Source organism: Pseudomonas sp. P116, assembly GCF_020149425.1.
Classification (GTDB): Bacteria; Pseudomonadota; Gammaproteobacteria; order Pseudomonadales; family Pseudomonadaceae; genus Aquipseudomonas; species Aquipseudomonas anatoliensis.
The window spans coordinates 757,730-776,191 of record NZ_JACVHB010000003.1 but is presented as its reverse complement, the minus strand read 5'-3'; the positions used below and the strand labels follow the sequence as shown (position 1 = coordinate 776,191).

Annotated in this window: 17 protein-coding genes; 6 read left to right on the top strand and 11 right to left on the bottom strand. The window is 59.5% G+C overall.

What is annotated here, in order from left to right; all coding sequences use genetic code 11:
• Positions 1-6 precede the first annotated feature (6 nt).
• Positions 7-1,353, bottom strand: coding sequence for a sigma-54-dependent response regulator transcription factor AlgB (gene algB / locus ICA15_RS13990; protein ID WP_042556945.1), 1,347 nt, complete (start codon positions 1,351-1,353; stop codon positions 7-9).
• A 427-nt stretch (positions 1,354-1,780) separates the two neighbouring features.
• Between algB and ICA15_RS13985 the strand changes: the two genes are divergently transcribed.
• The 5 genes from ICA15_RS13985 (at position 1,781) to ICA15_RS13965 (ending at position 6,252) form a co-directional block, all read left to right on the top strand.
• Positions 1,781-2,065, top strand: a complete 285-nt coding sequence (locus ICA15_RS13985) for a hypothetical protein (RefSeq protein WP_150605070.1) — start codon at positions 1,781-1,783, stop codon at positions 2,063-2,065.
• A gap of 74 nt (positions 2,066-2,139) precedes the next feature.
• Positions 2,140-2,304 carry a DUF1328 domain-containing protein gene (locus tag ICA15_RS13980; protein WP_042556943.1) on the top strand — a complete coding sequence of 55 codons (165 nt, stop codon included), beginning with the start codon at positions 2,140-2,142 and terminating at the stop codon, positions 2,302-2,304.
• A gap of 2 nt (positions 2,305-2,306) precedes the next feature.
• A complete protein-coding gene (locus tag ICA15_RS13975; RefSeq protein WP_150616997.1) occupies positions 2,307-2,771 on the top strand; it encodes an inhibitor of vertebrate lysozyme family protein in 465 nt (154 codons plus the stop codon).
• 701 nt (positions 2,772-3,472) lie between these two features.
• Complete coding sequence (gltP, locus tag ICA15_RS13970; RefSeq protein WP_210553241.1) at positions 3,473-4,804, top strand: glutamate/aspartate:proton symporter GltP; 1,332 nt, start codon at positions 3,473-3,475, stop codon at positions 4,802-4,804.
• A 218-nt stretch (positions 4,805-5,022) separates the two neighbouring features.
• Positions 5,023-6,252, top strand: coding sequence for a nucleoside recognition domain-containing protein (locus ICA15_RS13965; RefSeq protein ID WP_150593291.1), 1,230 nt, complete (start codon positions 5,023-5,025; stop codon positions 6,250-6,252).
• 121 nt (positions 6,253-6,373) lie between these two features.
• On the opposite strand, the gene ICA15_RS13960 is transcribed toward ICA15_RS13965, so the two are convergent.
• The 10 genes from ICA15_RS13960 to ICA15_RS13915 all read right to left on the bottom strand — a co-directional run bounded on the left by ICA15_RS13960 (position 6,374) and on the right by ICA15_RS13915 (position 17,676).
• Positions 6,374-7,003, bottom strand: coding sequence for an ABC-type transport auxiliary lipoprotein family protein (locus ICA15_RS13960; protein ID WP_210553242.1), 630 nt, complete (start codon positions 7,001-7,003; stop codon positions 6,374-6,376).
• Positions 7,000-7,938: an MlaD family protein gene (locus ICA15_RS13955; RefSeq protein ID WP_150605066.1), complete on the bottom strand. Its 939-nt coding sequence runs from the start codon at positions 7,936-7,938 to the stop codon at positions 7,000-7,002. Before ICA15_RS13955 ends, ICA15_RS13960 begins: the two co-directional genes overlap by 4 nt.
• A gap of 1 nt (position 7,939) precedes the next feature.
• The gene (locus tag ICA15_RS13950) at positions 7,940-8,743 is read right to left on the bottom strand and encodes an ABC transporter ATP-binding protein (protein WP_210553243.1); all 804 of its coding nucleotides are present in this window, start codon (positions 8,741-8,743) and stop codon (positions 7,940-7,942) included.
• Entirely contained in the window at positions 8,740-9,888 is a 1,149-nt protein-coding gene (locus ICA15_RS13945; RefSeq protein ID WP_210553244.1) for an ABC transporter permease, read from the bottom strand. Before ICA15_RS13945 ends, ICA15_RS13950 begins: the two co-directional genes overlap by 4 nt.
• A 54-nt stretch (positions 9,889-9,942) precedes the next feature.
• Positions 9,943-10,971 (bottom strand): DUF5924 family protein, encoded by a 1,029-nt coding sequence (locus ICA15_RS13940; protein WP_210553245.1) that lies wholly within the window; start codon positions 10,969-10,971, stop codon positions 9,943-9,945.
• 211 nt (positions 10,972-11,182) lie between these two features.
• Positions 11,183-12,577: a M16 family metallopeptidase gene (locus tag ICA15_RS13935; RefSeq protein WP_210553246.1), complete on the bottom strand. Its 1,395-nt coding sequence runs from the start codon at positions 12,575-12,577 to the stop codon at positions 11,183-11,185.
• A 177-nt stretch (positions 12,578-12,754) separates the two neighbouring features.
• Positions 12,755-14,413, bottom strand: coding sequence for a Na/Pi cotransporter family protein (locus tag ICA15_RS13930; protein ID WP_150593298.1), 1,659 nt, complete (start codon positions 14,411-14,413; stop codon positions 12,755-12,757).
• A 405-nt stretch (positions 14,414-14,818) separates the two neighbouring features.
• Positions 14,819-15,586 carry a TerC family protein gene (locus ICA15_RS13925; RefSeq protein WP_210553247.1) on the bottom strand — a complete coding sequence of 256 codons (768 nt, stop codon included), beginning with the start codon at positions 15,584-15,586 and terminating at the stop codon, positions 14,819-14,821.
• An 85-nt stretch (positions 15,587-15,671) separates the two neighbouring features.
• Positions 15,672-16,979: a CitMHS family transporter gene (locus ICA15_RS13920; RefSeq protein ID WP_150605060.1), complete on the bottom strand. Its 1,308-nt coding sequence runs from the start codon at positions 16,977-16,979 to the stop codon at positions 15,672-15,674.
• Between the two features lie 370 nt (positions 16,980-17,349).
• Positions 17,350-17,676, bottom strand: coding sequence for a DOPA 4,5-dioxygenase family protein (locus ICA15_RS13915; protein ID WP_210553248.1), 327 nt, complete (start codon positions 17,674-17,676; stop codon positions 17,350-17,352).
• Positions 17,677-17,758: 82 nt separating this feature from the next.
• Between ICA15_RS13915 and ICA15_RS13910 the strand changes: the two genes are divergently transcribed.
• Complete coding sequence (locus ICA15_RS13910) at positions 17,759-18,424, top strand: NAD(P)-dependent oxidoreductase (RefSeq protein ID WP_210553249.1); 666 nt, start codon at positions 17,759-17,761, stop codon at positions 18,422-18,424.
• The last annotated feature ends 38 nt before the right edge of the window (positions 18,425-18,462 follow it).

Sequence of the window (18,462 nt, the reverse complement as noted above, 5' to 3'; positions counted from 1 at the left end):
GGGCACTCACAGGTTGTACTGCTTACGCTTGCGATACAGCGTCGAGGCGTCGATGCCCAGGGTTTTCGCGGCTTGATCCAGAGTGCCGGCGGTGGCGAGTACTGCGCCGATGTGGGCTTTCTCCAACTCATCCAGACTCAGCGCGGCACCGACGCGTGGCGCGTTGTTGGCCGGTTGCTCAGCCATGCCCAGGTGAGTGATCTCCACCCGTTCCTGCGGGCAGATGATGCTCGCCCGCTCGACCACGTTGCGCAGCTCGCGAATGTTGCCCGGCCAACGGTAGCCGAGTAGCGCCTCACGGGCCTCGTCACTGAAACCGCGCGCCGGACGTGCGTACTCTTTGACGAAACGCGCGAGAAAGCGGTCGGCCAGCGTCAGGATGTCCTCGGCACGCTCGCGCAACGGCGGCAGGTGCAAGGTGATGACGTTCAGGCGATACAGCAAATCTTCACGGAAGCGGCCATCGCGCACCATGTCTTCAAGGTTGAGGTTGGTCGCCGCCAGAATCCGCACATCGGCGCGGCGAGTCACCGGGTCACCCACCCGCTCGTACTCCTTGTCCTGAATGAACCGCAACAACTTGGGTTGCAACGTCAGGGGAAAATCGCCGATCTCGTCGAGAAACAGTGTGCCGCCGTCTGCCTGGTTGACTCGACCCAAGGTACTTTCGCTGGCGCCGGTAAACGCCCCGCGACTGTGGCCGAACAACTCGCTTTCCATCAGCTCGGCGGTCAGCGACGGGCAGTTGATGGTCACACAGGATTTCTTCTCGCGTTTGCTCCAGCCGTGAATCGCTCGGGCCAACTCACCTTTACCAGTGCCGGACTCGCCAAGAATAAGAATGTTGGCATCGGTACCGGCCACTTGCCGCGCGGTTTCCAGCACCACTTTCATCGCCGGGCTGTGGGAATCGAGGCCGTCCTTGGGCTTGCGGATTTCGCCTTCAAGCGCTTCAAGACGCGCCGAGAGCTGGCGCACTTCCAATTGCTTGGCAGTCGCCAGGCGCAATTGATCCGGGCTGCACGGTTTCACCAGGTAGTCGGCGGCACCAGCCTGGATCGCATCCACGGCCGTGTCGACAGCCGAGTGAGCGGTGACGATCACTACCCGCATCCACGGTGCCTGAATGCGCATTTGCGCCAATACGTCGAGGCCATTGTCTTCGCCCAGACGTAAATCAAGGAAGCACAGGTCGAAGACCTGACGTTGCAGCAGTGCCTCGGCCTGAGCCGCGCTGTTGGCGGTGGCCACCGTATAACCTTCGTCTTCGAGGCAATAGCGGAAAGTTCGCAGGATGGCGGATTCATCATCCACCAGCAGAATGCGGCCTTGTTGCTCAGTGGCAGATTCCATTTTTCCTACGCTCCATAGTGATTGATCTTGAGTTAAGCCCGGAAAAATCGGGCAAGTTGCATGGTTGATTCTGAACGATGCCAGCCATAGGAGGGTAGCCCTCTCCTGCCTTTACGGCTAATCCACTGATTTTGTTGAATTTTTAAACAATCACCGCTTTGCAGGCCTTTCCCTGCGTCCTTTTCTGACATCTGCGCCCCGCTCTCAATTCCATAAGAATGAATTCTCCTACGAAAAAATCGTGCATTGCGCACGACCACAGATGCTCCATCGTGCAGGATGCGTCCCCTGAAATTTTTCACACCCACTTAAGTCATTGTTTTTATTGGTTATTTTTAAGATAAAAAACTGGCATGCAGGCTGCAATACCTTATTCATCCCGGGCAGATCAGAACTGCCCCAACCGAATAAGCGTGAGGAACCCAGGATGACTCGCCAACGTGCCGCCCAAATGCGTATCTCGCCTTTGCATATCCAGCAAGGCCTGTTTGGCGTGCTCGCGCTGTTGATCACCCTGATCGCGTGCCAGCAATACCTGAGCTGGGAAAACAGCCAGAAACCTGAGCCGCTGATCTCGATCCAGCACAGCACGCAGAAGCACTTCAGTGCCGTTAGCAGCACTGCAGCAGAAAACGCTTCGATGCGCATGATGGACGTCGACCAGGCGCAGCCAATGGATCAGCTGCCACGTGAAGAGCGCTGGGTTTTCTAATTGAATCAAACGAATTCGGGCGCGATGCGCCGGAACACGCAACATCCCTAAATAGAGAAGTAAGGAGAATCACCATGTTGAGCTGGGCAATTACATTCTTGATCATTGCCATCATCGCTGCAGTACTGGGCTTCGGTGGTATCGCGGGCACCGCCACGGGTATCGCCAAGATTCTCTTTGTCGTGTTCCTGGTGATGTTTGTTGTGTCGTTCTTCATGGGCCGTCGCGGCCGAGGTTGACGATGAGCGTTTTAAAGACACTGGCAGCCGCCCTGCTTCTGGGCGGTAGTGCCATGGCGATGGCGGCCAATGACGGCCAGGCGCGGGTCAACGAGCTGTTGAGTTCCGACCCGCAGTACAGGGAAACCTGGGAAGGCGTGGTGAAGAAGGAAGAACGCCTGCCGGAATGGGTGATGAACCTGTCCGGCACTTCCGAACAGCAGATGAATGCTGTGGAAGAGGATGGCGACAAGTATCTGGTTGGCCCGCTCTGCGAAAATGCAGACAAGTGCCTCAATCATCGCTTGATCGTTGCGTTCAGCTTCGACAAGGACGACGCCTACGGCATGCTGGTTGATGTGCCCGAAGGCCTGCCGTCCGACAAGTCGCCAACGCGACATGCCACTTACAGGTTCTTCGGCAAACCCGATCAGGGCATGCAGGATCTGTTGATGGAAACTTTGAAAAAAGATCCGAAGTGGTACTGAGTTTGAACATGAGGGCAGCGCCTGCGCTGCCCTCTATTGCGCCCACCCGATGAAGGTCGGCGCATGACCAGGGGGCCGGGACGTTCTGACTGCTACAGGGTCGGAGTGACCTACGGGTACAGGGAGTACCTGCGCGAGGGCCGGGTCAGGGTAAAAGCTGCCGCAAGTTCGTCAATCCAAAGGGGTTCGACGGGCTTGCGCCGAGCTTTCATTTAAGCAAAACGTTGATCCAGAGCGTCCAGCCCCTTCTTTTTATCGTCCACACTGCGTGCGAAAACATTACGCGGTGTTTCCTGGCGACCGTATATCGAGAAAGAGATCTTTTAAACAGTCGGACATCTGGTCTGATTACGTAGGCTTTTTCCTCAAATATCGATCGAAAATTCTCGCTCAAAAAACAATCAACCTTCGCTGGAATGGCCGGTTCACGGCACTTATGCTGGCTGAAATGTCACAATCGAACCGGTTGGGACGCCAGTTTCATTTGAAAAAGCTCATGCCGATTCGGCATAGGGTAGGCGTTTACGGCATTAGACGGCGCAACCTTGCATCGGAATAGTTGCGCCTTTTTTCGCCTGCCGAAGAGCCGTCAATACGTACTTCGGGGCACCTTATACGGAGGCAGATGCACAGACTTTTCCGCTAAAAAGCGTTCCAGTTCCTGCATGTGCCTGAGTCAAACGCAAGTAAGGGTAAAGATAATGAAGAAGGCAAAAATTAGCCTCGCCTGGCAGATCCTCATCGGTCTGGTACTGGGGATTGCAATCGGTGCGTTGCTCAACCATTTCAGTGCCGAAAAGGCCTGGTGGATCAGCAACGTCCTGCAACCGGCAGGCGATATCTTTATCCGTCTGATCAAGATGATCGTGATCCCGATTGTCATCTCTTCCCTGATTGTCGGCATTGCCGGCGTGGGCGACGCCAAGAAGCTCGGGCGTATCGGCCTGAAGACGATCATCTATTTCGAAATCGTCACCACTATCGCCATCGTCGTCGGGCTGGTGCTGGCCAACGTGTTCCACCCGGGTACCGGCATCGACATGAGCACCCTGGGCACGGTGGACATCTCCAAGTACCAGGCGACTGCCGCCGAAGTACAGCATGAACACGCGTTCATCGAGACCATCCTCAACCTGATCCCGTCGAACATCTTCGCGGCCATGGCCCGCGGCGAAATGCTGCCGATCATCTTCTTCTCCGTGCTGTTCGGTCTCGGTCTGTCGAGCCTGCAGTCGGACCTGCGCGAGCCGCTGGTGAAGATGTTCCAGGGCGTCTCGGAAAGCATGTTCAAAGTCACTCACATGATCATGAACTACGCCCCGATCGGCGTATTCGCACTGATCGCGGTGACCGTGGCCAACTTCGGTTTCGCTTCCCTGATACCGCTGGCCAAACTGGTGATCCTGGTTTACGTCGCCATCGCCTTCTTCGCCTTTGTGGTGCTGGGCCTGATCGCCAGGCTGTTCGGCTTCTCCGTGCTGAAGCTGATGCGCATCTTCAAGGATGAACTGGTCCTGGCCTACTCCACCGCCTCCTCGGAAACCGTGCTGCCGCGCGTGATCGAGAAGATGGAAGCCTACGGCGCGCCGAAAGCCATCTGCAGTTTCGTGGTGCCGACCGGTTACTCGTTCAACCTCGACGGTTCGACCCTGTACCAGTCCATCGCCGCAATCTTCATTGCCCAGCTGTACGGCATCGACCTGTCGATCAGCCAGCAACTGCTGCTGGTACTGACCCTGATGGTCACCTCCAAAGGCATCGCCGGCGTACCGGGCGTGTCCTTCGTGGTGCTGCTGGCGACCTTGGGCAGCGTGGGTATTCCGTTGGAAGGCCTGGCGTTCATCGCCGGTGTCGACCGCATCATGGACATGGCCCGTACCGCGCTGAACGTGATCGGCAATGCCTTGGCCGTGCTGGTTATCTCGCGCTGGGAAGGCATGTACGACGACGCCAAAGGCGAGCGCTACTGGAACTCCCTGCCGCACTGGCGCAGCAAGGAAAAACTGCCGGCGGGTGAAGTCTCGAAGAACTGACACACCCTGTGTAGGAGCTGCCGCAGGCTGCGATCTTTTGATTCTGTTTTCAAAGGCAAGAGCAATAGATCGCAGCCTTCGGCAGCTCCTACAGTAGATGGCGGTCAACCCTGTAATCGGGGGCACCAGCAATCGTAGACAAACCCCGGAGAAATCCGGGGTTTGTCGTTTCTGGCGACCCCGTTATCATTCGCCGCATCTTCCGGGGGATTTGACTGATGCTTAATGGCCTGTGGCTTGGCTTCTTCATCGTGGCAGCCGTGTCGGCGCTGGTGCAGTGGCTGGTCGGCGGTAACGCCGGGATCTTTGCGGCGATGGTGGAAAGCATTTTCGCCATGGCCAAGCTCTCGGTCGAAGTCATGGTGCTGCTGTTCGGCACCCTCACCCTGTGGCTGGGTTTTCTGCGCATTGCCGAAAAAGCCGGGATCGTCGACTGGCTGGCCAAGGTGTTGGGCCCGCTGTTTCTGCGGCTGATGCCTGAGGTTCCGCCCGGTCACCCGGCCCTTGGCCTGATCACTCTGAACTTCGCCGCCAATGGCCTCGGTCTGGACAACGCCGCCACGCCGATCGGCCTCAAAGCCATGAAGGCGTTACAGGAACTCAACCCCAGCGCGACCATCGCCAGCAACGCGCAAATCCTCTTCCTGGTGCTCAACGCCTCCTCCCTGACCCTGCTGCCGGTGACGATCTTCATGTACCGCGCCCAGCAAGGCGCGCCGGATCCGACGCTGGTGTTCCTGCCGATTCTGCTGGCGACCAGTTGCTCGACCATCGTCGGCTTTCTCTCGGTCGCCTTCATGCAGCGTCTGCGGGTCTGGGACCCGGTGGTGCTGGCGTATCTGATCCCCGGCGCGCTGATCCTCGGCGCATTCATGGCGCTGCTGGGGACGATGTCGGCCACGGCATTGGCGGGGCTTTCGTCGATTCTCGGCAATCTCACGTTGTTCGGGCTGATCATGCTGTTTCTGGTGATTGGTGCGTTGCGCAAAGTGAAGGTTTACGAGGCGTTCGTTGAAGGCGCGAAGGAAGGCTTCGACGTCGCCAAGAACCTGCTGCCGTATCTGGTCGCGATGCTCTGCGCCGTCGGCGTATTGCGCGCATCCGGGGCGCTGGATTTTGGTCTCGACGGGATTCGCCATCTGGTCGAATGGGCCGGTTGGGACACCCGTTTCGTTGATGCGCTGCCAACAGCGATGGTCAAACCGTTCTCCGGCAGCGCTGCGCGGGCGATGCTGATCGAAACAATGCAGACCTCGGGCGTGGACAGCTTCCCGGCGCTCGTGGCAGCGACGGTGCAGGGCAGTACCGAGACGACGTTCTATGTGCTGGCGGTGTATTTCGGTGCCGTGGGGATTCAGCGCGCAAGGCATGCGGTGGGGTGTGCGTTGTTGGCGGAACTGGCGGGTGTGATCGGTGCAATCACTGTGTGCTACTGGTTCTTCGGCTAAGCACAGATCAAAACTGTAGGAGTGAGCCTGCTCGCGATTGCGGGCTGACAGTCACCAGTGTTGGTGACTGACAAACCGCAATCGCGAGCAGGCTCACTCCTACATGGGTTTTGTGTGGGGCTCAAGGTCTGGGCGAGGGCGCCAGTTTCTGGCCTTGGTCTACGGCCCAATCCACGACTTTGGCGGTAAGACGATCACTGGCCTGGCCAAACCCGGCGACCACTGCCGGCACCTGCACATCGCTCAGCGGCTGACGTTCCTCAAATCGGCGGCTGGCCAGGATTCGCTGGTCATAACCGCGCACCAGTAACGCATCGAGGCGCACGACGACGCTGGCTTGGGTGCCTTGATATTCAGTCTGAAACGCCTGCAAATTCCCGCCCAGCTCCAGATCTGCCTGAAAGTTGCTGTCATCGGTACTCAGCAACGTCACCCGGCCATCGCGCTGAAAACCGTCGAGCAGCCGATTGCGCAGCAATACCGGCGCCGGATCGCTCCAGCGCGAAGCCTTGTAGCTGCTGATCACGTCACCTTGCGGGATCACTGCGATGGTCGGCCGGCTCAGCGCTTCGCTGGCCTGCAACTTGTTCAAACGCAGCGACCACGGCTGAGTTGCCGCCGAACCGCGCGAGACGGGCGCCTGTGCTGCCGGCAAGCGGTAGACATCCAGTGGCTCGGCTTCGGGGAAGATCGTGCACGCACTGATCAGCGTAAAGCCAGTGGCGAGGAGGGCGAGGCGAGTCAGCTTCATGGCGTGAACTCCTTGTTCTTGTCACTGCCCAGCAGGTAACCGCTGGGGTTGGCCTCCAGACGTTGAGAAATGGCCCGCAGCGAAGTCAGGGTTTCGCGCAGTTCGCGGATCGCCGGCGCCAGGCCGTTGAGGCCCTGCATGCCGCTGTCGAGGGAGTTCTGGTTCTTGTTCAGCAACGCATTGATGGTGACACTGCTGTCTTCCAGCGACTTCATTGCCTGCTCGGCGCTGCCCAGCGCCTGTTTGCCCTGATCGTTGAGCAGGCCGTTGGCGTTACGCATCAACGCCGAGGTCTGTTCGAGCATGCTGCCGGCCTGTTTGCCGACGCTCGCCAGTTGCTGCATGGCCTGGCGAATGTCGCCGCGCTGATCGTTGATGGTGCCGGTGGTCTGTTCGAGATGGGCGAGGGTCTTGCTGACGCGTTCGACATTATCTTCGGAGAACATCTGATTGGCGTTGTGCAGCAGGGCGCTGATGCCGCTCATCAGGTCGTTACTGTCATTGAGCAGCCGCGAGATAGGCGAGGGCGAAGCAATGATCACCGGGTGCTTGCCGTCATGCCCCTTGAGCGTCGGGCTCTGCGGCGTGCCACCGCTGAGCTGGATGATCGACGTGCCAGTGATCCCGGTCAGGGCCAGTTTGGCCTGGGTGTCTTCCTTGACCGGCGTATCGCCACCGAGACGAATCCGCGCCAGCACCCGCCGTGGATCCTGCGGATCGAGGCGCAGGCTGACCACGTCGCCGACCTTGATCCCGCTGTACTGCACCGAACTGCCCTTGGACAGGCCGCTGACCGCCTCGTTGAACACTACCTCGTAATCCTTGAACTCGGTGTCGACGCTGGATTTGGCCAGGAACAGGCCGAAGAGCAGGGCGCCGGCCACCACCAGCACGGTGCACAGGCCAATCAACACATGATGCGCTCGGGTTTCCATGTCAGACCTCGTTGAGCAGTTTGGCGGCGTCCAGCGCCGAGCGGCCGCGCGGGCCGTGGAAATATTCGTGAATCCACGCGTCACCGGTTTCCGAGACCACGTCGATGGCATCGGCCACCAACACTTTCTTCTGCGCCAGCACCGCCACGCGGTCGGTGATGGTGTAGAGCGTGTCGAGGTCGTGGGTCACCAGAAAGACGCTCAGACCCAACGCATCACGCAGGGTCAGGATCAATTGGTCGAACGCCGCCGCGCCAATCGGATCGAGGCCGGCGGTAGGTTCGTCGAGAAAAAGAATGTCTGGATCCAGCGCCAGGGCCCGGGCCAGAGCGGCGCGCTTGATCATGCCGCCGGACAGCGACGCCGGGTATTTGTCTGCCGCCGACAGCGGTAGCCCGGCCAGCGCCAGTTTGACGGCGGCCAGATGCTCGGCATCTTCGCGGCTCAGGCCCGCGTGTTCGATCAGCGGCAGGGCGACGTTCTCGGTCACCGTCAGCGAAGAGAACAGCGCGCCTTTCTGGAACAGCACGCCAAAGCGCCGTTCAATCAACGAGCGTTCATGCTCAGACAGGCTCGGCAGATTCTGGCCGAATACTTTGACGATGCCCTCGCTGGGCCGGCGCAGGCCGACAATGCTACGCAGCAGTACCGATTTGCCGCTGCCGGAACCGCCGACCACGGCGAGGATTTCGCCTTTGTACAAATCCAGATCAAGGTTTTCGTGCACCCTCTGCGTACCGAAGCGGTTGCACAGGCCACGGACTTCAATCACCGCCTCCGAGGGCGCACGGGGTAGACGACTCACCAGCCCATCTCCATGAAGAACAGCGCAGCCACCGCGTCGAGCACGATCACCACGAAAATCGACTGCACCACACTCGACGTGGTGTGTGCGCCGACCGATTCGGCGCTGCCGCTGACCTTGAAGCCTTCCAGACAACCAATCGCCGCAATCAGGAACGCGAAGATCGGCGCCTTCACCAGGCCGACCAGAAAATGCTGAACGCCGATGTCGCTTTGCAGCAGCGAGAGGAACATCGCCGGCGAGATATCCAGCGACACCGCGCAGACCACGGCACCGCCGACGATCCCGCAGATCATCGCCAGAAAGGTCAGCAGCGGCAGCGCCACCAGCAACGCCAGCACGCGCGGTACCACCAGCAACTCCATCGGATCGAGGCCGAGGGTGCGGATCGCGTCGATTTCCTCGTTGGCCTTCATCGACCCGATTTGCGCGGTGAACGCACTGGCGGTGCGCCCGGCCATCAGGATCGCGGTGAGCAAAACACCGAACTCACGCAGGAAGGCAAAACCCACCAGATCGACGGTGAAGATGCTCGCGCCAAAACTGGCCAGCACCGTCGCGCCGAGAAACGCCACCACAGCACCCACCAGAAAGGTCAGCAACGCCACGATGGGCGCGGCGTCGAGGCCGGTCTGTTCGATGTGCGCGATCACCGGCGTGATGCGCCAGCGCTTGGGCCGGAACAGGCCACGGGCGATGGTTTCCAGAATCAGGCCGACGAAGCCGAGCAGTTGCAGGGTGTCTTGCCAGACCGTGTCGACGGCGCGGCCGATGCGCGTCAGCAATTGCACGCTGACGCTGATTTCCGGCTCTTTGATCGGCACGCAGAAATCAGTCATCGACTGATACACGGTTTGCAGCAGCGCGCGGTCGGCGCTGGAGATTGTGCAATCGGGGTGTTCGGCGGATTTGCCGAGGCGCTCGGAGCCGAGCAACTCCACCAGCAACGAGGCGCCAGCAGTGTCGAGGGCGCCGAGGCTGTTGAGGTCGATAAGCGTGTCGGTGTCGTACTGGCCGCGCAGGGTTTCGCTCAGGTGCTTGAGCTCGGCGTAATGGGCGAGCGTCCAGTCCCCGCTGACCTGCAAGCGGGCAGGGGTGTTGGACGTGTCCAATCGGGCACTGCCTGTCATTGAGCTGCTGGTCATAAGCTCCGTGCTTGTTCGGCTGCTAAGCGAACTAACGTAATAGCACGAACCGGATTACTTTTCTTTGGCCGGTGTGCTGTCGGTGATTTCAAAGCGCAGCACGCCGATCAGCTGGCCATCCTCGGTCAATACCCGCACTTGCCATTTGCCCGCCGGGTTGCCGGGGAAATTCTGCTTGTGCGTCCACGCCCGGTAGCCTTCCTTGCGCCCGCCATGGATGTCGAGGGCAATGCGGTCGACTTCTTTACCGTTGAACTTCCAGACGTGATAAATCCGCTCATCGAGCCCGCGCGGTGCGTTGATCGCGGTGTAGGCGTAGAGGCCGCCGTTGCGGATCTGCTCGGCGCTGACCTTATCGAGACTGGCACCGGGAGTGCGATCCTGCATCTGCGTGCTGATGGCCACGTCGGTCATCCACAACGTCGCCGGCGGCACCCACGAACGCAGCGCCCAACCGACGCCGCCGATGCCGAAGGTGATAAACAGAATCGCCAGCGCGTTGCGCACGGTGCGAATCGGGAAGATCGACGCCAGGCTCGGGAACGACAGCAGCACGGCAATCCCCAGCGACCATTTGAAACTTTGCGAGGTGGTCAGGTGCATGATCACCGGCAACGCCGTGAGCAGGGCGGCGAACAGGGTCAGGGTGTGCAACGCGAGAAACGCCCAGCGCCGAGGCGCCAGCCATTTGTAATAGAGCGGATCGACGATAGAGATCAACGCGGCGACGCTAAGCAGGCCGGTGAAGACCAGCTGGCTGCTGTTCCACGTTGTGGTGATGAAAAAGAACGGCAGGACAAAAAACAGGCTTTCCTGATGGATCATCTGCGTCGCATAACGCAGCAGCGGCTGGGGGATTTCCCGTTTGAAAATCCGCGTGAAAAGCCCGGTGAGGGTGTTCTCCAGCATCAGCCAGATCCAGCTGAGCAGCATGATCACCGTGATCCAGCTCGCCAGTCCCTGCTGGCGATCGACCAGCATGAAACTGCCAACCCCCGAGATGAAACCACCCAGCGCAATGACCCCGGGGTAGCGCTTCATCAGCTCGATAATGCGCTGGATAAGGAGGGTCAGTCTGGACATTTTGGCGGTTCACGACGATATGGGGAAAATCCCGGAAAGGTTACCGCCGCATGACCCCTGTGGCGAGGGGATTTATCCCCGATCGGCGGCGCAGCCGTCGTAGATCCTGCAAGCGAATTTTGTCTGGATATACCGAGCTGCCCTTATTGGGGCTGCTGCGCCGCCCAACGGGGATAAATCCCCTCGCCACAGGTGCTCACTCACCACAGGATTAATGGCTTCCAGCAATTTTGTGGCGGCGATACACACGCCAGCCGATCAACATCAGCAGCACCAGACCCACTCCACCCGCAGCCAGCCACAACACCTGATCATCACTGATCAACGGCTTCTCGATGCGCAGATACCCCGGTTGCAACATCAACTCGCGCATCGCCTTGTTCGCTGTTTCCAGTGTCACGCCGTGCAGCTGTCGGGCCGGGTTGGCGAAGCGGCCGTCCTGATAATCGCTCAGCGCGCTCCAGTAATAATCGGCCATCGCACTGTTGCCTTGCACCGCCCACGCCTGGTGGGCGATAGCGGCCTGTTTGATTCGGGCGAAGGTGTCTGCGTCGAGGCCGTTTTTCAGCAAGTCGGCCTTGAGGTCTTCAAGCACCTGGATGGCTTCGTCGACGTCATCGCGATCCAGGTCGGCGTTGAGGCTCATGAAGCCGACGCCGCCGAACACTTCGCGTTCGGCCCACGGCCCGTAAGACAAACCGTGGTTCAGGCGGATCTGCCGGTACAGCGCCCAGTCGAGGTAATCCTTGAGGATATCGAAGGTCTGGTCGTACTGATCGTCCAGCACCGGCTCCGGCACCATCCAGTGCAACTTGGCGCCGTCGCCAATGAAGCCGCGGGTGAGGGTGCGCTCGTGAGCGGCGCTGGTGCTGATGTCCGGCAACGGTCGGTGCTCGCTGGGTTCGACCGGCTCGAGGGCGCCCCACGTGCGTTCCAGATAAGCCGGCAGCAGTTTGTCGAGTTCGCCGACGACGATCAGGGTCATGTTGTTCGGCGCGTACCAGGCCTGGCGCACCTTCTCTAACTGCTCTTGGGTCAGATGATCGACTTCAGCGCGCTGCGGGCATTTCAGGCCCAGTTCGACGGCCAATTGGTTGCTCGCGGTGTGGCCCAGATCCTGACGATCAAGAAAACGTTGCAGGCGCGTGTAATGGCCGCCGTCTTCGCGCTCGACCACGCGTTTGGCGGCGTTGATCGCGTTGTCGTCGATGCGGGTCTGGGTCAGCAGAGCCAGCAGCAGGTCGAGCACTTTGCGTTGGTTCTTCGCCGGAGCTTCGATGACGAACGTGGTGTCGGCATTGCTGGTAAAAGCGTTCCATTCGCCGCCCAGGGCCTGCATGCGTTCTTCGAGACCACCTTCGCCAGTGGCGTCGATGCCGCTGAACAGCAGGTGTTCGAGCAGGTGTGGCAGCTCTTTTTCGTCGCAGTCAAAATCGTCGAGACCGACGCCGACCACCAAGCGGATCGCCACATGCCCACGCTCGGTGCCGGGTTTGAGCATCAGCTGCAAACCGTTGGGCAGCGCATAGCCTTCGACCTGAAAACGATCCAGGGCGTAGGAGGGTAGAGAACCGAGCAACAGACAGGCGAACAACAGGCAACGCATAACAGGCTTCCATACGGCTGATTTGGAGATCCGTGTCGTCAGTCAGGCCCTCATCGCTGGCAAGCCAGCTCCCACAGGGATGTATGGCGCTCACAAAACCCTGTGGGAGCTGGCTTGCCAGCGATGGCGGCCTTGAGGCTGAACTCTGAGTTACTGACTGACCGCAACCGCAGACGTTCAAGGCGAATGCGTAATGTCGCTCATATCATCCGCCGCCAGCGCGCCGGTATCCGCCGTTTCCAGCACCACATACGCACTGCCGCAGAACAGCGAATTGAGCCGCCTCATGTCCGCAATCAACTCCAGGTGCAGCGAACTGGTTTCGATACTCTGCACGATCTTGCGTTGCAATCGGCTGACATGCGCGTGGGCCAAACGGCGTTCCTGTGCGCGAAAGCGACGTTTCTCGCGCAATAACTGCCGGGCACTTTCCCGGTCGCCGCTGAGAAACACCGACAGCCCCAACCGCAAGTTGGCGATGAGTTGTTGATGCAGGACGGCCAAATCCTCCAGCCCCTCCTCGGAAAACGAACGACGTTGCGAAGTCTTCTGCTGCTGGATCTTGCGCAGCATGCGTTCGATGACATCGCTGGACAGTTTCAGGTTGATCGCCAACTCGATGATCTCCGCCCAGCGTCGACTGTCCCGCTCGCCGAGATCCTCGCGGGGCATCTGCGCCAGATACAGCTTGATTGCGCTGTACAGCGCTTCGACGTCGTCGGTGAGCCGACGCATCTCCTGAGTGACGGCGGTCTGCTTGCCGCGCAACACATCGAGAGTGGCATCGAGCATGTTGTCGAGCAGATCGCCCATGCGCAGGGTTTCCCGCGCGGCGTTGGCCAGCGCAAGGCTTGGCGTGACCAGTGCGGTGGCGTCGAGATGACGCGGTTTGGCAGTGCCGTTGACCTCCGGCCGTTCAGGCAGCAGCCAGGCACACAGCCGCGCCATCGGCCCGACACTCGGCAGCAGGATCAGGCAGCGCGCAGTGTTGTAGAGCAGGTGAAAGCCGATGACCATTTCCTGCGGGCTGAAATCGAGACTGTCGATCCAGTGCACCAGCGGATCGAGCACCGGGATGATCAGCAGCAGGCCGATCAGCTTGTACAACAGACTACCCAGCGCCACTTGCCGGCCCGCCGCGTTCTGCATGCTGGTGCTCATGAACGCGAGAATGCCGCTGCCGATGTTGGCACCGATCACCAGACCGATCGCCACCGGCAGGCTGATCACCGCTGCCCCGGCCAGTGTCGCGGTGAGCAGCACGGCGGCGAGGCTGGAATAGGAAATCATCGCGAACAGCGCGCCGACCAAGGCGTCGAGAAGGATATCGCCGGTCAGCGAGGCGAAAATCACCTTCACCCCTTGCGCATGGGTGATCGGCGCAGCGGCCTCGACGATCAATTGCAACGCAAGAATGATCAGTCCCAAGCCGATGGACACGCGGCCCATCTGCCCGAGCCGCGTCTGTTTGCGCGACAGGAAAAAAATCACCCCGACAAAAATCAGCAGCGGCGACAGCCACGACAGATCGAAGGTCAGCACCCGCGCCATCAACGCCGTACCGACGTCGGCGCCGAGCATGGTCGCCAGCGCCGGGGTCAGCGCCATCAGGCCTTGGCCGACGAAAGAGGTGACGAGCATGGCGGTGGCGTTGCTGCTCTGCACCATCGCGGTCACGACGATGCCGGCGACAAAGGCCAGCCATTTTTTCGACATGTTCTGGCCAATCACATGGCGCAACTGGGTGCCGTACACCCGCAGGATGCCGGTTCGAACGATGTGCGTGCCCCAGATCAGCAGGGCGACGGCGGAAAGCAGATTGAGCAGGGTGAGCATGCAGACCCCCTGTAATAGCAGCGCTCCAGAGGAGCAAATTGACAGTGCCGCGCGTTTCTACGTTCTGATACTTAAGCTGTAGTTGGCTAACGGTCTGCGCGCCAGCATTGCACAGCTAAAGTGCAGATTGAAACAAAAGTGTCATGAAAAGGCGTTCATTCACGTTCGCCACAAACAAGGCAAAACCCTGTGGGAGCTGGCTTGCCAGCGATGGCGTCGGCACAGCAAACATTGATGTCGCCTGACACCCCGTTATCGCTGGCAAGCCAGCTCCCACAGGTTCTTCTGTCTGCGTGAACTACGGTTTTTCAATCATCAAACACAAAAATCACAAACAACAAAAAACCTGTGGGAGCCTGGCTTGCCAGCTCCCACAGGTTTTGTACTGGCTGTTGGAAATCCGGGTTACTGCCCCGGAATGTCCTTGCGCAGTTTCACCGGGTCTTGCTGTTGTTTCTTCTTGGCCATCGCGCCGCGCAGTTTGATGTTGATCGCTTCCACCGCCAGCGAGAACGCCATGGCGAAGTAGACGTAGCCCTTCGGCACATGCACATCGAACGATTCAGCAATCAGTACGGTACCGACCACCAGCAGGAACGACAGCGCCAGCATCTTCAGCGACGGGTGCTTGTCGATGAAATCGCTGATAGTCCCGGCCGCCAGCATCATCACCAGTACCGCAACGATGATCGCTGCAACCATGACTGGAACGTGCGAGACCATGCCGACAGCGGTGATCACCGAGTCCAGCGAGAACACGATGTCGATGATCGCGATCTGAATGATGGTGTAGAGGAAGTTGCCGCCCTTGCCGCTTGGCGTGTCGTCGCTTTCGTCTTCGCCTTCCAGCGCGTGGTACATCTCTTGCGAGCTCTTCCACAGCAGGAACAAACCACCGAAGAACAGGATCAGGTCGCGGCCGGAAATGCCTTGGCCGAACACCACAAACAGGTCGGCCGTCAGGCGCATGACCCAGGTGATCGACAGCAGCAACAGGATCCGCGTGATCATGGCCAGCGCCAGACCGAAGATCCGGGTGCGCTGCTGCATGTGTTTGGGCATGCGGCTGACCAGGATCGAAATCATGATGATGTTATCGATACCGAGGACGATTTCCAGGGCGGTCAGGGTAAAGAAGGCAACCCAGATTTCAGGGTTGGTCAGCCATTCCATGTGTATTCCTTTGAGCGATTGTTAAACCACAAAGAGTCCGGGCTTCAAACAGCGAAGCCGGGACTCTGTGCGGTGAGTCTTGGGCTTATAGAGTGCTGAAGAGCGGAAAAGTCCCCAACAGCAGTGCAGCAATCAGGATGCAGATACACACCAGGATCGCCCATTTCAGGGTGAAACGCTGGTGATCACCGAAATCAATCCCGGCCAGCGCCACCAACAGATAAGTCGATGGCACCAACGGGCTCAGCAAGTGGACGGGCTGACCGACGATCGAGGCACGGGCCATTTCCACCGCAGTAATCCCGTAGTGGCTGGCAGCCTCGGTCAGCACTGGCAACACACCATAGTAGAACGCATCGTTGGACATGAAGAAGGTGAACGGCATGCTCACCAGCGCCGTGATTACCGCCAGGTACGGGCCGAGGAAATCAGGGATCACTGCCAACAGGCTCTTCGACATCGCATCGACCATGCCGGTGCCGGTCAGGATACCGGTGAAGATGCCGGCCGCAAAGATCAGCCCGACCACTGCCAGCACACTACCGGCGTGCGCCGCGACGCGATCCTTCTGCTGTTGCAGGCAAGGGTAGTTGACGATCATGGCAATACTGAATGCAACCATGAACAACACCGGCAGCGGCAACAGGCCGGCGATCAGCGTGCACATCAGGCCGAAGGTCAGGGCGCCGTTGAACCAGATCAGCTTCGGACGACGGGCGTCGGGGAACTGCGAAACGCTGATTTCGCTGTGATCGATCTCGTCGCCGATCAGGTGCAACTCACCCAGACGCGCACGTTCGCGTTTGCCATAGAAGTAGGCGATGACCAGGATCGCCAGCACACCGGCCGCCATGGCCGGGATCATCGGCACAAAAATGTCCGAAGGATCGACATGCAGCGCACTCGCCGCACGCGCGGTCGGGCCGCCCCATGGGGTCATGTTCATCACGCCACCGGCAAGGATGATCAAGCCAGCCATGATCCGCGGGCTCATGCCAATGCGGCTGTACAGCGGCAGCATGGCGGCCACGCAGATCATGTAAGTGGTCGCGCCGTCACCATCAAGGGAAACGACGAGCGCCAGTACGGCGGTGCCGACCGAAACTTTCAACGGGTCGCCCTTGACCAGTTTGAGGATCTTGCGCACGGCCGGGTCGAACAGGCCGGAGTCGATCATCAGGGCGAAATAGAGAATGGCGAACATCAGCATCACGCCAGTCGGCGCAAGCTTGGTGATGCCTTCGAGCATCATCGGACCGATCTTCGGCGCGAAACCACCGAACAGTGCAAACAGGATCGGGATGATGATCAGAGCGATCAGCGCGGACAGGCGCTTGGTCATGATCAGGAACATGAACGTGATGACCATGGCGAAGCCAAGGAAAGTCAGCATGGGATTACTCCAGGCGTAGCGCGGCTAGTTAAATGAGCGGATCGGGCGGGATCAGCGCAAAACGGGAAGCACGAGACGTACGGGCGGAGTGGCAACGAAAAGACACGGGAAGAGGCGGGCTACAGAGGACATCAGAATCACCATTGTTGTTGTTAATTGGGCCGGGCGAGCGAGGTATCACACGCGTTGGCCAACCGGTCTGTTGCCGGAAGTGAGGGCGATCCTAATCGGGGAAGCTTTCAGCTACCTTTCGCCGGTGAAAGCTTTGAATGAACGGTCAACCGATCGTCGGATGCGATTAGCGTCGTTTGGCGAACGAGCAGCCAAAAGGTGAGCGCGAAGAAACGCGTTGGGCGTATCAACAACCTGATCAAAAAATAGACAGATCCAGCGTCCGCACCGCCCCCATCCAGATCGCATGATCGGTGTGATCGAGCAAGTCATCGCCGGTGTCCGGGTGCAGAAACACCACCAGGCCTTTGCGATTGAGCGCCAGCCACGGCAGCACCTCGCCGAGCAGCTCGGGGCCGAAGGCCAACTGGCAGCTCCAGTCCGGGTGCGGGCCGACCGGTCGTTCGTGAACGCGGCCCATCTTCAATGGAAACAACTGCGCGGCCCGCTCGCACATTGCCCGAGCCTGTTCAATCGTACTGGCGTCGAAATAGACGTGGGCGTGGTAGCCCTTGATCGCTTGCATTGCAAACCCTCTGAATCGGTTCGAACCCTCGACGTAGCCCGTATGTCACACGTCATACAAGGGATAACAAAAGGGATCAGCCATGAAAAATGCCGAAACCCCGGTAGTAAAAGTGGTGCTCTATGGTGCCATGAGTAGCCTGGGCGCTGCGTTGATGGCTGAACTGCTGCGCCGACAGCACGAAGTCATCGCCATTCTCGACGACCTGACCGCGCTCGCGCCGCGTCCAGGATTGCGCACCAAAAGCGGTGATCTGTTCGATTCCGAGCGGGTCAATCAAAGCGTCGCCGGCAGTTCGGCGGTGATCTGCTTGCTCGATGCGCCGGGGCTGCCGTTCAGCAGCGACCATATTGAACGCTCGGTGGTGCTTGGCCCAGTCGAACAGGTTTTAGCGGTGGATGCACTGGTCGACGGACTGCAAGCGGCCAATGTCTCGCGGTTGTTTCTGGTGGGGGAGTTTGCCGTACTCGACGAGCCGGAGCTGGATGAACGCTTACAACGTCACGCTGCCGAAGAAATTCGTGAAGCGGTGCAAAGCAGTCCGTTGCACTGGACGCTGGTCAATGCGCCGCACGGCGTGGCTGGGCTGACCATAGAGCATTTCAGTCAGATCGGCGGCAATCTGGAGCCGGGTCTGGCAGAACCGCTGGAACGCTTGAATCGCGTGGCAGTGGGAATTGCCGATGAGCTGCGACTGAATCTGCATGTCGGCCAGCACGTAAATTTTGTCGCAACTTCAAATCCATAAAATCCACCTGTAGGAGCTGCCGCAGGCTGCAATCCTTT